The organism is Martelella sp. AD-3, from assembly GCF_001578105.1.
In the GTDB taxonomy this organism is placed as follows: Bacteria; Pseudomonadota; Alphaproteobacteria; order Rhizobiales; family Rhizobiaceae; genus Martelella.
Map to the genome: position 1 here is coordinate 16,267 of NZ_CP014276.1, position 14,154 is coordinate 30,420.

The 14,154-nt window shown below is 64.2% G+C and carries 8 protein-coding genes; 4 read left to right on the plus strand and 4 right to left on the minus strand.

The annotated features are described in order from the left end of the window. Positions 1 to 159 precede the first annotated feature (159 nt). The 3 genes from AZF01_RS21170 to AZF01_RS21180 all read left to right on the plus strand — a co-directional run bounded on the left by AZF01_RS21170 (position 160) and on the right by AZF01_RS21180 (position 2,994). Positions 160 to 1,086 (plus strand): SMP-30/gluconolactonase/LRE family protein, encoded by a 927-nt coding sequence (locus AZF01_RS21170; RefSeq protein WP_024708568.1) that lies wholly within the window; start codon positions 160 to 162, stop codon positions 1,084 to 1,086. Positions 1,087 to 1,093: 7 nt separating this feature from the next. Next, positions 1,094 to 1,966: an NAD(P)-dependent oxidoreductase gene (locus AZF01_RS21175; RefSeq protein WP_244435568.1), complete on the plus strand. Its 873-nt coding sequence runs from the start codon at positions 1,094 to 1,096 to the stop codon at positions 1,964 to 1,966. 80 nt (positions 1,967 to 2,046) lie between these two features. Further along, complete coding sequence (locus AZF01_RS21180; protein WP_024708566.1) at positions 2,047 to 2,994, plus strand: 2-hydroxyacid dehydrogenase; 948 nt, start codon at positions 2,047 to 2,049, stop codon at positions 2,992 to 2,994. 337 nt (positions 2,995 to 3,331) lie between these two features. Here the strand turns inward: AZF01_RS21180 and AZF01_RS21185 are convergent, their stop codons facing one another. The 4 genes from AZF01_RS21185 to AZF01_RS24155 form a co-directional block, all read right to left on the minus strand. After that, positions 3,332 to 5,131 (minus strand): DEAD/DEAH box helicase, encoded by a 1,800-nt coding sequence (locus AZF01_RS21185; RefSeq protein ID WP_024708565.1) that lies wholly within the window; start codon positions 5,129 to 5,131, stop codon positions 3,332 to 3,334. A 186-nt stretch (positions 5,132 to 5,317) separates the two neighbouring features. Then, positions 5,318 to 6,046, minus strand: a complete 729-nt coding sequence (locus AZF01_RS21195) for a LytTR family DNA-binding domain-containing protein (protein ID WP_024708563.1) — start codon at positions 6,044 to 6,046, stop codon at positions 5,318 to 5,320. Next, positions 6,034 to 7,137: a sensor histidine kinase gene (locus AZF01_RS21200; RefSeq protein WP_024708562.1), complete on the minus strand. Its 1,104-nt coding sequence runs from the start codon at positions 7,135 to 7,137 to the stop codon at positions 6,034 to 6,036. Before AZF01_RS21200 ends, AZF01_RS21195 begins: the two co-directional genes overlap by 13 nt. After that, positions 7,127 to 7,264 carry a hypothetical protein gene (locus tag AZF01_RS24155; protein WP_156484759.1) on the minus strand — a complete coding sequence of 46 codons (138 nt, stop codon included), beginning with the start codon at positions 7,262 to 7,264 and terminating at the stop codon, positions 7,127 to 7,129. The genes AZF01_RS21200 and AZF01_RS24155 overlap by 11 nt, the downstream gene beginning before the upstream one ends. 96 nt (positions 7,265 to 7,360) lie before the next feature. Here AZF01_RS24155 and AZF01_RS24660 point away from each other — a divergent pair, with 96 nt between their 5' ends. Beyond that, positions 7,361 to 14,137, plus strand: a complete 6,777-nt coding sequence (locus AZF01_RS24660) for an autotransporter outer membrane beta-barrel domain-containing protein (protein ID WP_156484760.1) — start codon at positions 7,361 to 7,363, stop codon at positions 14,135 to 14,137. Positions 14,138 to 14,154 lie beyond the last annotated feature (17 nt).

Genomic DNA, 14,154 nt, shown 5'->3' on the forward strand with positions numbered 1-14,154 from the left:
TCAATATTGCGTGTTCTCTTCCCCCAGAAGTTGTCGAATCCTTTTGTTCGGCATTCGCAGCTTGACAGGGCTTGGTCTTGACGTCCATAACACATCTGTTATCGATATCATAGACGTTTCTCGCAGTCGCGTCGGGAATGCAGCTTTTGGGAGGGAGCCATGTTCGGAATTTTGGAGGGAAGCGGCTTCGAAGTGCTCGATCCGCGCTTTGAAACGTGTTTCGTCGGCCATGCGCGGGTGGAGCGGCTTTGGACCGGAGGCCGTTGGCTGGAAGGGCCTGCGTGGTTTGCTCCGGGCCGGTTTGTGCTGTTTTCCGACATCCCCAACAACCGGATGATGCGTTTCGACGAGGCGAGCGGCGAGACCTGCGTTTTTCGTCAACCGTCGAACAACAGCAATGGCAATACGGTCGACCAATTCGGCCGTCTCGTCACCTGCGAACACCTTTCCAGGCGTGTTACGTGCACGGAGTTTAACGGTGAGATCCGAGTGATTGCCGATCGCTATGATGGCAAGAGGTTGAACTCTCCCAATGATGTTGTGGTCAAATCCGATGGCACGATCTGGTTTACAGATCCCTCTTACGGGATCATGCATGATTACGAGGGCGATTATGGCGAACAGGAAATCGCCGGTTGCCATGTCTATTGCGTCGATCCCGAGACAGGGCGGACAAGTCGCGTTGCCGACGATTTCGAGAAGCCGAACGGGCTTGCATTTTCGCCCGACGAAGGCCTGCTCTATATTGCCGATACCGGCGCTACCCATCTGGAGGGCGGACCGCGCCATATCCGCAAGTTTCGTGTCGGTGATGAAAATGAACTCGCGGACCTTGGGATTTTCGCCACCTGCACAAACGGACTGTTCGACGGTTTCCGTGTTGATCGCAGCGGCAGGATCTGGACCAGTGCGGCCGATGGCGTCCACTGCTACGATCCCGACGGAACCCTGATCGGCAAGTTGCATCTGCCGGAAACCGTTTCAAATCTCACCTTTGGCGGCGCAAAGCGCAACCGGTTGTTCATCACCGCAACGACCTCGCTTTATGCGGTCTATGTCACCGCCAATGGCAGCAAACTGGGATAAGGCAAGCATGAAAATCGCATTTCTGGGGACCGGGTTGATGGGCGCGCCGATGGCGCTGAACCTTATCAAGGCAGGCTTTTCCCTTACCGTCTGGAACCGAAGCCCGGGAAAGACTGCCGCACTCGAAAAGGCGGGGGCGTCCGTCGCCGAAACGCCTGCCGCCGCGGTGATCGGCGCCGATGTCGTGATCACCATGATCTCGGATGGTCCGGCCGTCGCCGACCTTCTGTTCACGCAGGGTGTGGCCGAGAAAATCCCGGCCGGTGCGATCGTTATCGACATGAGTTCGATCAAGCCGGGAGAGGCGCGCGACCACGCCGGGCGGCTGGCGGAAATCGGCGTCAGCCATATCGACGCGCCGGTCAGCGGCGGAACGCGCGGCGCCGAGGCGGGACGTTTGGCGATCATGGCCGGTGGCGACGAGGCCGCGTTCGCACGGGTCGCCACCGTTTTTGAGCCAATGGGAAACGCGATCCTGCTTGGGCCCTCCGGCAGCGGGCAACTGGCCAAGCTCGCCAATCAGGCGATTGTCGCCATCACCATCGGCGCGGTGGCCGAGGCAACGCTTCTGGTCCGCGAAGGCGGTGTGGATCCGGCGCGTTTCCGAGCCGTGCTTCAGGGCGGTTTCGCCGATTCCGTCATCCTGCAGCAGCACGGCGCCCGCATGCAATCGGGCGATTTCACCCCCGGCGGACGCTCCGCCTTTCAACTGAAGGACCTGGAAAATGTGCTGGCGGAATGCCGCGTGATGGGGCTTTCCCTGCCCCTGACGATGCTGCAGCGCGATCGCTTCGCCGATCTTGTGATCCGGCTTGAGGGCGGTGATCTGGACCATTCAGCACTGTTTCTTGAACTGCTCGACTGCAACAACCTGTCCTGAATTCGAGAGCCGCCGGCACGTAAGCAGCGGCTTTTTTGTTTACAACCGAATGATATCGATAACAGAAATTGGAGGCGCCTATGACGAAAGTTGAAATTCTGCAGATCGGTCCTTATCCGAGCTGGGATGACGAGCGGCTGAACGCGCATTTCACCATGCATCGCCTGTTCGAAGCGGCCGACAAAGAGGCCTTTATCAAGGCGCATGCAGCCAATATCCGGGGCATTGCAACGCGCGGCGAACTGGGCGCGAACCGGGCGCTGATCGAGGCGCTTCCGGCGCTGGAAATCATCAGCGTTTATGGCGTCGGCTATGATGCCGTCGATCTTGATGCCGCGCGCGAACGCGGTATCCGCGTCACCAACACGCCGGACGTGCTGACCAAGGACGTCGCCGATCTGGGCGTTGCGATGATGATGTGTCAGTCACGCGGTATGGTCGGGGCCGAAGCCTGGGCCAGAAGCGGCAACTGGGCCTCGAAGGGGCTTTATCCGCTGATGCATCGCGTTCACGGAAAGCGCGTCGGTATTCTCGGCCTTGGCCGCATCGGCTATGAGGTCGGCCGCCGGCTCGCCGGTTTCGACATGCAAATCTCCTACAGTGATGTTGCCGCAAAGGACTATGCGCCCGACTGGACCTTTGTCGAAAGTGCCGAAAAACTTGCCGAAGGCTCTGACTTCCTGTTCGTGACGCTGGCGGCTTCGGCAGCGACCCGCCACATCGTCGGCAAATCGGTCATTGAGGCGCTTGGGCCCGAAGGCATGCTGATCAACATTTCCCGCGCATCGAATATCGATGAAGAGGCGCTTCTCGATGCGCTTGAAGGCGGCAAGCTCGGCTCGGCGGCACTCGATGTGTTCGACGGCGAACCGAACATCAATCCGCGCTTCCTTGCGCTCGAAAACGTCCTCCTGCAGCCGCACCATGCCTCCGGCACCTATGAAACGCGCAAGGCCATGGGCAAGCTGGTCTTCGACAATCTCGAGGCGCAATTCTCCGGCAAAGCGCTGCCGACATCGGTGCTGTAATCCAAAATCGGTCACCGCAATCAGCCCCGGTTCTGGCCCTGACAGCATGCCAAGTCACATCCGAAGACAAGCCAGCGTCTCCGCGACGCTGGCCTCGTTGCCGCAAAGACATGTCCATAAACAGGCTCGTAGTCGACCCTCGCTGCAGACGACAAAGCCGGCTGTTTCGCGCGCCTCGCCGAATGGCAGATTTTCGGAGTGCGTCAGTCTAAATCGGAGGGTCTCCTCCCAGACCGTTTCTGCCGGTCGGCAGAGCGCCCTCGAGCGGGCCGTTCGATCGGCTGCGCGGGGTTCCCGAAAGCAGTCATGAAGGCGGTGCAGGGCAGAAGCGCGCCGATCAGGCTGGGCGCTTCGGTTTGCGGCTCTTGTGTTTCGACGTCTTGCCGCGATCGGCCGATGGGGCCTGGGGTTTGCGGGTCGGCTTGCCGTCCTGCCTGAATTTCGGTTTCGCTTGTCTCGGCTTTTCGCGCATCTCACCGGCCGGCGCGATCATGATGCCTCTTTCGAGGTTGCCCGGCTGCTTGATCTGTTTCGCATAGCCGGCGGCCTTGTCGGCGGAAATTTCGAAACGGGTTTCGGTGTCATCGATTTTGATCTTGCCGACATCGCGTTTGGTCACGCCGCCGGCGTTGCAGATCATCGGCAGCAGGAATTTCGGATCGGCGCGCTGCTTGCGCCCGAGCGAGATGGTGAACCATACGCCGTCCTGCATGTCCGGCCCGTGCGGCTCGCGAACCGATGCGTTTTTGTCTGCGGACCGGCGCGCGCGGGCCGTCTTGTTATCGAGCGCTGCGGCGGGGAGCGGCGAGAGTTCCTCGGGAACGGGGTGGGCGGCCAATTGCTGGCGAAGAAACGCCGCAGCAATGCGCTCAGGCCCCGCCCGGTCCAGCAATTCGGCCACGAAGTCCGCCTCCGCCCCGGCGGGCTCAGCGGCAGAGGCGGCGGCATCGATGATCCGCCGGCGGTTGCGCGCCTCGATATCGGCAATGCCCGGCGCCGCACGCACGGTCGCCGTCAGCTTCGCCAACGCAAGCACGCGCTGAACCGCGCCCCGCCTGTTTTCCGGAACGATGAGCACGCAGACGCCCTTTCGACCGGCACGGCCGGTCCGGCCGGAGCGATGCAGCAGGGTTTCCGGGTTGCTCGGCACGTCGGCGTGGACCACGAGGTCGAGGTTCGGAAGGTCGATGCCGCGGGCCGCGACATCGGTCGCCACGCAGACTTGCGCACGTCCGTCGCGCATGGATTGCAGCGCATTCGATCTCTCCGATTGCGCCATTTCGCCCGAAAGCGAAACCACCGAGAAGCCGCGATTGGCGAGGCGCGCCGTGAGATGGCGGACCGCTTCGCGGGTGTGGCAGAACACCAGTGCGCTGGTCGAATCGGAATCGAGCAGCGTGTTGATGATCGCGTGTTCGCGCTCGTCGCGCCGCACCAGCATCAACTGGTATTCAATGTCGGCATGCTGTTCGGTGGATGCGGTCGTCTCGATGCGCACCGCGTTCGTCTGCACGGCTCGGGCGAGTTCCGCGATGCCGCGCCGCACGGTCGCCGAAAACAGCAGCGTGCGACGCTCCTTGGGGGCGGCACCGAGGATGAACTCCAGGTCGTCGCGAAACCCGAGATCCAGCATCTCGTCGGCTTCGTCGAGCACCACGGCGCGGAGGGCGCTCAGGTCCAGCGTTCCCCGCGTGATGTGATCGCGCAGGCGTCCGGGGGTGCCGACGACGAGATGGGCGCCGCGGTCGAGCGCGCGGCGTTCGTTGCGCATATCCATGCCGCCCACGCAGGTCGCGGTCCTCACCTCGGCTGTCGCGTAGAGCCAGTCGAGTTCCCTTTGGACCTGAACGGCGAGTTCGCGCGTCGGCGCAATGACCAGACCGAGCGGTGCTGCGGCGGCGTTGAAATGCGCGTCGCGCCCAAGCAGCGTCGGCGCGATTGCGATGCCGAAGGCGACCGTCTTTCCCGAGCCCGTCTGCGCCGAGACCAGGAGATCCACGTCACGATGATCTTCATTCGTCATCGCCATTTGAACCGGGGTCAGCGCGCTGTAGCCTTTCGCCGCCAGGGCGGAGGCAAGCGCCGGATGGATGGCGGCGATCGGGGATGTGGCGTTGGAATCGGTATTCGGCGTCATGGTCACCACCTTTGCTGGCCGCCGAATATCATCATGTGCGCGCTCTGGGTAGCGATAGTTTTCCGATATCTGCGCCCTTGGCGCCCGGGGCTGATGATGACATCCGGCGAAATTGAACGGAGGACGGAGTTGGCATCCTGCACGAGGAACCGGGTCTTCTGCTCGACCTTGCCGGCCTCGTCGGACTCAGTCATCCAGAAGCTGGCGCAAGCGTTTGGTTGCGGATCGTCCAAGGGGGATCTCGCGGTCGTTTGCGCTGAAGCGCAGCAGGCCCCGGCCGCCGGCCTGCCATTCGACCGAGTGGATCTGGTCGAGGTTGACCAGAAGCGAGCGGTCCAGCCGGCGAAAGGGAGGCGATGGCAGGTCAGTCTCGAACTTACCGAGCAATCCCGCGGCGAGATAGGTCTGGTCGGTATCGAGATGCACCCGGGTGAAGTCCGCTTCGGCCTGCAGCAGCGTGATGGAATTGACCGGGACCAGAACCGAAGACATCATCGATTTCAGGAGAATGCGCGCCGGCGGCTGGGCGCCGGCGCCCGTGCCAGCCGACGGCTGCTTTTGGGCAAGGCGTTCCCGGAGACGGCCGACCGCGGTCTGGAGACGATCCGGATCGACCGGCTTGACCAGAAAGTCGAGCGCGGCGACATCGAAGGCGTCGGTGGCATATAGGCTGTAGGCGGTAACAACGATCACGGCGGTCTCGGACGACAGATCGGCAACAATCTCGAAACCCTTGCCGCTCGATAGTTCGATATCGAGGAATACGGCGTCCGGGCACAGCGTTCCGATCAACGTCCGCGCCTGATCGATCGTGCCGGCCTCGCCGATGATTTCGATATCGTCGAAGGCTGCGAGCATGCGTCTCAGACCGCGCCGGGCCGGCGGCTCGTCATCGATGAGGATTACACGAGGCATGCGGACCCCCTCAACATCAGTCTGGCGACGACGCGGTCGCCCGCTTGTTTCAGGGTCAGTTCATAGCCGTCCGGGTAGTGAAGACGAAGGCGCTGTCTGGTATTGGCAAGGCCGATGGCGGGGCGGCCCGTTCGTTCGGGTTGCAGCGTGCCGGAATTGACGACTTCGATGACGATGCTCCTGTCATCAAGGCGCTCCACCCTGACGCCGATCTCGATGGCATCGTCCTGATGCTGCAAGCCGTGCTTGACCGCATTTTCGACCAGTCCCTGGAGGATCATGTGCGGCACCAGCACGGTGAGGGCTGCGGGATCGACGGTCACGGTCGTACTCAGCCTTTCCTCGAAGCGCAGTTCCTGAATGCGTAGATAGGCGCGCATCGCTTCCAGTTCGTCGGCAAGCGGACACCTGGAATGGGCCGCGTGGTCGAGGCAGTAGCGAAGATAGGCGGCAATGCGGCGCACCATCTCCAGCGCCTCGCCCGGCCGATCGTGAATTTCCGAGGCGACCGAATTGAGGGCGTTGAAGAGGAAATGCGGGGCAAGCTGCAGATGCAGCCGTTCCATTTCGAGCCGGACCGCCTCCGCCCGCGCCTCGGCCGCGCGCAGGCGTTCGGAACGCGCCTCGAGCAAAGCGGTGCGCCAGAAATACATCAGCGACCAGCCGATCAGGGTGATCGTGTAGAACACGGTCATCATCGCCGGGCTGAGCGGTAGCGGCATGTCATTGAGCGCGAGCCGGCGCACGACGTCGGCGATTTCCCGCAGCACCAGCCCGCCGGCAAGCGAGAAACCCAGCAGAAAGATGATAATCGGGATGGTTGTGATCCGCCGTCGTCGCGACAGGAACACCACATGAAGCGCTCCCGTCATAAGGAAGGCGAGCGGATCCACGGTCAGCGTCATCACCGTGGCGGCAAAGACATCGCCGAAGGTGATGAGGCGCGCCGTCCAGCCAAACAGGATCAGGAAGCTCCAGACCGCGCACTGCGCGCCCCAGAACGTCCGGAGCACGGGCACGGGGTCGCCGTCGGTCGCTTCTTCGCGCGCTATGCCATCCGCGGCGCGCGGTTCCACCGTATCACTGACCATGGGCGGGCACCGTTTCCTCTTCCATCGCGTCGATCGCCATCGATTTTACGCCCTTCCGCGCGGGAACGAATGCCGGTTCATCGAAAAAATCATGGCTTTCATCGAAATGCAGATGAATTCGCGCCATCCTTTGGCATGATGCACGTCAATCCGACCCTGCGGGATTTCGCATGAAATGCTGAAAGCGGCCGCGATCGATGACCAGTGGCTTCGGGAGGTTCAGATGTTTTTCAGCGTATCACGCGGCGCCGGGATGGCAAATGCGAGGCCGGCGACCGCCGCCCCGAGCTTTCGGGCAATCATGTTCGGCTCGGTTTGCGCCGCCTCCCTCATCGCCGCCGCCCCGGGCTACGCTGACGATTGCGACGAAACCGGCGACCCCTTCACCTGTTCGTTCAATTCCGGCAGCGCCTCCGTCAATCTTGATGTGACTGCGGCTTCGGTCGATTCCGGGGACGACGGCGCCGCGATAGAGGTTACACAGGACGGCTCGACGCAGACGCTCACGATCGACTCGAGCACCGCCGATGCCGGCTGGCAGATCAGCTCTGCGGGCGCCGGAGGTGATGACAATGGCGGCGCGGCCGGCGAAGGCGGCTGGCTGACGATCAACAATACCGGCGGCTCGTTCACCGGCACTGCCAGTGTTTCGAGCGGCATCGCATCGCTGATCCATATGCAAAGCGCCGGTGGCTCTGGTGATGCGACCAACAATAACTACAAATCGAGCGGCGGAGCGGGCGGGTCCGGCGGGGCGCTGACATTCACCAGTAACTCAGGCACCAGTTACACGATGAGCGGCTCGAGCAGTGACGGGGCGGCGGTCCTCTATGCTTTCACTGCAGGCGGAGCCGGCGGCAACCAGAACAGCGGGCTGACCGGCGATCAGTATGGCGGCGTCGGCGGGGCCGGCGGCGCGATCACAATCAGCGGCGACAGCAGTGGTTCGGCCAGGATCGGCACGTCGTCGTCGCGTTTCTCCGGCATTGCCCAGGGCGGTGGTTTCATTGCCGAATCTGTCGCCGGTGGCGGCGGTTACAGCAACGGCAATGCGGGCAGCGGCGGCACGATTTCCATCACCGGAACCCCGGCGGTCTCGATCTACTGGAACGCCACTTCCTCCGGCGGCGCCGGTCTGTTCGGGCTCGCCGGCATGAGCGTCGGCGGCGGCGGCTACAGCAATACCAAGAACGACGCCTCCGATCCGGGCGGCGAAGGCGGGGCCGGCGGCAATGTCACGGTTCAAAGCGACACCAGCATCGTCGTCGATGTCGCGGGCTCGACGCCCTATATCAGCGCCGCGATGGCAGCACGCAGCATCGGCGGCAAGGGCGGCACGGGTCCGACCAAGGACGAGCCGGGCGGCAATGGCGGCACGGGTGGCGCGATCACGCTCGGCAATACCGGCGGCGCGATGTCGATCACGACGGCCGGCGATTATGTCTACGGCGTGATCGGCCAGAGCGTTGGCGGACAGGGCGGCGATGGCGGCGACGGAACGGCGCTTGCCGGCCAGGGCGGTGGCGGCGGCTTCGGCGGCAATGCCGGCGGCATCAGCGTCAGCTTTACCAATGCCGGAACGCTGACCACGGCCGGCGATTATGCGGCCGGCATCCTGGCCCATTCGATCGGCGGCGGCGGCGGCACGGGCGGCGAGTTCGTCAGCGTGCTCGGCGGTCAGGCGGGCAATGGCGGCAATGGCGGCAATGCGGGTAATGTCGGCGTCTACAGCGATATCGCCATTACCACGGGCGGTGACAATGCCTTCGGCGTGGTCGCGCAGTCGATTGCCGGCAGCGGCGGTACGGGCGGCATCGACGTCTCGTCATTGGTCGGCCTCGGCGGCGACGGCGCGGGCGGCGGGACGCCGGGCATGGTTACGGTCAACTATGCCGCCGACATCACGACGGCGGGCTACAATGCGCTGGGCATCATCGCCCAGTCCATCGGCGGCGGCGGCGGGGCTGCGGGTTCGGCGACCGGACTTGTCAGCGTCGGGGGCAATGCGGCCGGCACCACCACGGCGAACGGCGGAACCGTGGGGATATCCAATACTGCCAGGATTTCGACCGGCGGCGGCTCCTCCATCGGCATTCTGGCGCAGTCGATCGGCGGCGGCGGCGGCTCGGGCGGCGATGCGCTCGGCATGGCCGGCGTTGGCGGTCAGGGTAGCGCCGGCGGTAGTGGCGGCACGGTCGCCGTCTCCAACCTCGGCGGCATCAGCACGGCCGGCGAATTTTCGCCTGGCGCAGTGGTTCAGTCGATCGGCGGCGGCGGCGGCAATGGCGGCGCGGTGATGACCCTGTCCGCGATCACCTCGATCGGGCTTGGCGGCACGGCCTCGCAGGGCGGCAATGGCGGGACGATCTGCATCGATAATACGGCGGTGTGCGGGACCACGAATTCGAGTGGCGATATTACGGCCTATGATTCGACGCTTGCCGCCGCGACGGGTTCCGGCGATGGCGCCATCAGCACGGCCGCCGACTTCTCTCCGGGCCTGATTGCCCAATCGATCGGCGGCGGCGGCGGCAATGGCGGCAGCGTCAAGAACTACAGCGCCCTCTCATTCATCGCGCTTCAGACCGGCGGCAACGCCGGTTCAGGCGGCGCAGGCGGCTCGGTGAAGATCAGGCAGGACAACCTGCAGATCGCGACGGCGGGCGCGCAGGCCCCCGGCATCATCGCCCAATCGATCGGCGGCGGCGGTGGAACCGGCGGCAGCGCCAATTATTTCGACGCCACGGTCGGCTTTAACGCCGCGTTCATCCTCGGCGGCAGCGGCGGGACCGGCGGCACGGCCAACAGCGTCAATGTCGCCCTCGAGGGCTCCACCATCTCCACGGGCACTGTCGTGCGCAGCGACAGCGTCAATCTGCCCGGCGATTCCGCCGGCATCGTCGCCCAGTCGATCGGCGGCGGCGGCGGCAGCGGCGGCGCCACTTCGGCCAAGGACTTTCTCGTTGCCGCGCCGACGGGTACCGGGGTTCCGGTGGCGTTCAACTATCAGGCCGCGGTCGGCGGTAATGGCGGTAATGCGGGCAATGGCGGCGCAGTCAGCGTCTCGCTCGATTCAGCTTCGCGGCTGACCACGCTCGGCGATGCCTCCAATGGCATCATCGCCCAGTCGATCGGCGGCGGTGGCGGCAATGGCGGCGATTCCTCGGTTCTTTCGACGACGCTTGGCGACAAGGACACGGTCGAGCTGACGGCAAGCGTCTCCTTTGGCGGCGGCGCGGGCAATATCCTGGACGATACCGACAACGGCGGCACCAACAACAATTACGATTTCTCGACCTCGGGCGGCGGCGCGGGCAACACTGTCACCGTGACGCTTGGTGAATGGAGCGGCGCCACCAATGCCAATGTGACCGATCCCATCAGGGGCGAAACGCCGGCGGCCACGCTTCTGACCTACAGCGATAGTTCCTACGGCGTTCTCGCGCAGTCGATCGGCGGCGGTGGCGGCAATGGCGGCATCGGCAACAGCAACGCCTATTCGCAGGGCGGAACCGTGTCGATAAAGGCCGATATCGGGCTGGGCGGCAAGGGCGGTACAGGCGGCGACGGCGGCAATGTGACCGTTGATCATTACGGCAACTACAACATTCAGACTCAGGGTTCGGGCTCTCGCGGGATCGTGGCGCAGTCGATCGGCGGCGGCGGCGGAACCTCGCAGGGCGGCACGATGTATCTCGCCGGCAGCGCTGGCGGCTATGATGCAAGGCTGAATGTCGGGTTGGGGCTTACGGGCGGCTCGGGCGGCAAGGGCCAGTCGGTCACGGGCTCGGTCTATGGCGGCGTCCAGACCTTCGGCGGCGATGCCGACGCGATCGTGATGCAGTCGATCGGCGGCGGTGGCGGCATTGGCGGCTCGCTCGGCAGCGATGCCTCGTCGCACAAGATTCTCGATGCGATCGGCAATATCGAAGACCAGATAGGGCGGCTGACGGATGCGGGCAATACCTATGAACTCACCGTCGATGTCGGCGGCAAGGGCGGTACCGGGGGCACGGGCGGCGCTGTCTATCTCGATTTCGGCGGCCAGGTGACCACGATGGGCGACTGGGCCGATGGGGCGGTGCTGCAGTCGATCGGCGGCGGCGGCGGACAGGGTGGTTCTTCCGTCGCATCCGGCAGCGAGATCACCGCCAATATCGAGGTTGCGGTCGGCGGCAAGGGCGGCAGCGGCAGCGACGGCGGTGCTGTTTCTTTCGATTTCGAGGGTTATGGTACCGACTATATCCACACATATGGTTATGGCGCCTATGGCATCCTTGCCCAGTCGATTGGCGGCGGCGGCGGACAGGGCGCTGACGGCTCGGACCAGCAGACCGGTACGCTTGCAATCGGCGGCGATGCCGGCGGTACGGGCGGCGTCGGCGGAAACGGCGGCCCGGTTTCGACAACCAATTCGAGCACGCCGCATATCGTGACCCATGGCTCCGACGCGATCGGCATCGCCGCGCAGTCGATCGGCGGCGGCGGCGGCCAGGGCGGCGTCGGCAACAGCGCCGAGGCCACCCGCATCCGCAGCGCCGAACTGAGCATGTCGATCGGCGGCAAGGGCGGCATGGCCGGCAATGGCAGCACGGTTGATTTCAGTTTTGGGACCGGGACTGACATCGTCACCTATGGCGACCGTGCTTTCGGACTTCTCATGCAGTCGATTGGCGGCGGCGGCGGTATCGGGGTCACCGGTGAGGTTGCCGGTGGTCTCGACCTTGCCATTGGCGGCCAGGGCGGAGCTGGCGGTTACGGCAATACCGTGACGCTCGACTTCACCTCAACCTCTGACGCGGGCATCAGGACCAGCGGCGCAGGCGCGCATGCGCTCGTCGCCCAATCGATTGGCGGCGGTGGCGGCATTGGTGGCGATGCGACCGGCGGGCTTCTCAGCCTGCTGCCGGTCAATACGTCTGCCTCCGGCGGCGCAACCGGCAATGGCGGCGCCGTCAACCTGACTCTCAACGGCGCACTGGCGACAACCGGCGCCGATGCCTTCGGCATTCTCGCCCAGTCGATCGGCGGCGGCGGCGGCTTTGGCGGCGCAGGCGCCGGGTCCGGCTTCGCCGGCCTCTCGCCGACGGCCACCTCCGGCACCAGCAGCACGATCACGATTAACGCGTCGGGCATCATCTCGGCGACCGGAGCACGCGGCGTCGGCATCTTTGCGCAGAGCGAGGGTGTTTCCGGCAACGGCCAGATTGCCATTAACCTCAGCGGCAGCGGCAAGGTTTCCGGCGGCCAGAGCGATGATTCCGCGGCGATCTGGGTCGTCGGCGGTACCGCCAACACGCTCACGCTCACCGACAGCGCCAGCATCCAGTCCGGCGCCTCGGCGACCGGCAATGATTACACCGACAGCTATGCCGTTCTGTATTCCGCCAATGGTACCACCAGCGGGTCGCTTACGCTCGACAATCAGGGCTCCGGCAGCATCAGCGGCGGCGTTCAGAATACCAGCCAGGCCAGTGATGGCGATGCCATGGCGATCTCGGTCAACAACGGCGTTCGCGGCACGCTGACGGATGGCTATATCTATGCTGCCGACATCGTCAACCACGGCACGTTCGAGATCGGCCGCTTCCGGCGGCCCGGAACCACGGTGGTCTCCGGCGATTTGGAGCAGAGCGCCACAGGCTGGCTGATCCCGGATATCGACCTCAACAACTCCAATGCCGACCTGTTGTCGCTGGAAGGCGATGCGCAATTCGACGGCACGCTCGGTCTCAACGCGATCAGCCTGCTGCCGAACCGCTCTGCCCGCTTCCTGACGGTGGCAGGCGACATGACCGGTGGACTGACGCCGCGGGACTCGACGTTGTTTGACTACAAGATCGATACAGTGGGCAAAGAGATGTTCTTCAGCGTCGCCGGCGCCGACTTCACGCCGGCCTCGGTGACCAATCTCAACAACGACCAGCACCAGCTCGCCAATACGCTGCAGACGATCTGGGATGCCGGCGGCAACAACGCCTTCGGCAGCCTGTTCGGCGCTTTCGCCAGCCAGACGGACGGAGCGCCGGGCAAATATCCCGGAACGCTCGACGAGTTGCGCCCGCGCGCGGCCTTTGCGACCGCCGTGGAGCAGAACTTCGAAATGCTCGAATTCGGCGCGAGCCTGATGAGCTGCCCGGAATTCGAGGGCGCCACCGTGAAGGTCACCGAGGGAAGCTGCGCCTGGGCGTCGGTTTCCGGCAGCAACGACCGGCGCGCGGCCGTCGCCAATGCCGCAAGCTATGATCTCGACACGCTGACCTTCCAGTTCGGCGGACAGAAGGAGTTCACGCCCGGCTGGTTCCTCGGCGGCTCGCTCGCCTACCAGCAGAGCTGGCTGTCGCAGGACAGCGGTTCCGTCAGCGGCGACGGCGATGCCGGCTATGCCGGCGTCAGCCTGAAGCACGAGATCGACGGCTGGACCTTTGCCGGCGCGCTTGCCGGAAGCTATGGCAGCTACGATATCGACCGTGTGATCAACATTCCCTATGTCGCCGAGGTGGTTTCCAGTTCACCCAACGTCGCGGCGGGATCATTCACCGGCCGGATCGCGAAGATGATCGATCTCGAAAGCGTCTATCTGAAACCCTATGTCGATCTCGACGCGATCTATACGTGGCAGGACAGCTACACCGAAAGCGGCGCCTACGGTCTGAAAGTCGACAGTCACGGCCAATGGAGCCTTGCCGCATCGCCGAACATCGAGATCGGCAGTCGCCACAATTTCGACAGCGGCGAGACGCTGAGGCTTTACGGCCGGCTCGGTATGACGGTGATGTCGAGCGATGACTGGAAAACAACCGCGCGGTTTACCGGCTCGCCGGTCGCAGACAGCGCGTTCAACACCTCGCTCGATTACGGCAGCACCTTCGCCACGGTCGCCGCGGGCTTCCAGCTCACGACCCTGAAAAACGTCGACCTGCGCCTCGAATATGAAGGACACTTCTCCGACAAGATCACCTCGAGCGCCGGCAAGGTCCGCCTTAGCGTACCGTTCTGATATCGCGCACCTCCGGT

Coding starts and splice junctions, on each gene's coding strand:
- AZF01_RS21170 (WP_024708568.1), top strand. CDS start 160: ATGTTCGGAATTTTGGAGGGAAGCGGCTTCGAAGTGCTCGATCCGCGC.
- AZF01_RS21175 (WP_244435568.1), top strand. CDS start 1,094: ATGAAAATCGCATTTCTGGGGACCGGGTTGATGGGCGCGCCGATGGCG.
- AZF01_RS21180 (WP_024708566.1), top strand. CDS start 2,047: ATGACGAAAGTTGAAATTCTGCAGATCGGTCCTTATCCGAGCTGGGAT.
- AZF01_RS21185 (WP_024708565.1), bottom strand. CDS start 5,131: ATGACGCCGAATACCGATTCCAACGCCACATCCCCGATCGCCGCCATC.
- AZF01_RS21195 (WP_024708563.1), bottom strand. CDS start 6,046: ATGCCTCGTGTAATCCTCATCGATGACGAGCCGCCGGCCCGGCGCGGT.
- AZF01_RS21200 (WP_024708562.1), bottom strand. CDS start 7,137: ATGGTCAGTGATACGGTGGAACCGCGCGCCGCGGATGGCATAGCGCGC.
- AZF01_RS24155 (WP_156484759.1), bottom strand. CDS start 7,264: ATGGCGCGAATTCATCTGCATTTCGATGAAAGCCATGATTTTTTCGAT.
- AZF01_RS24660 (WP_156484760.1), top strand. CDS start 7,361: ATGTTTTTCAGCGTATCACGCGGCGCCGGGATGGCAAATGCGAGGCCG.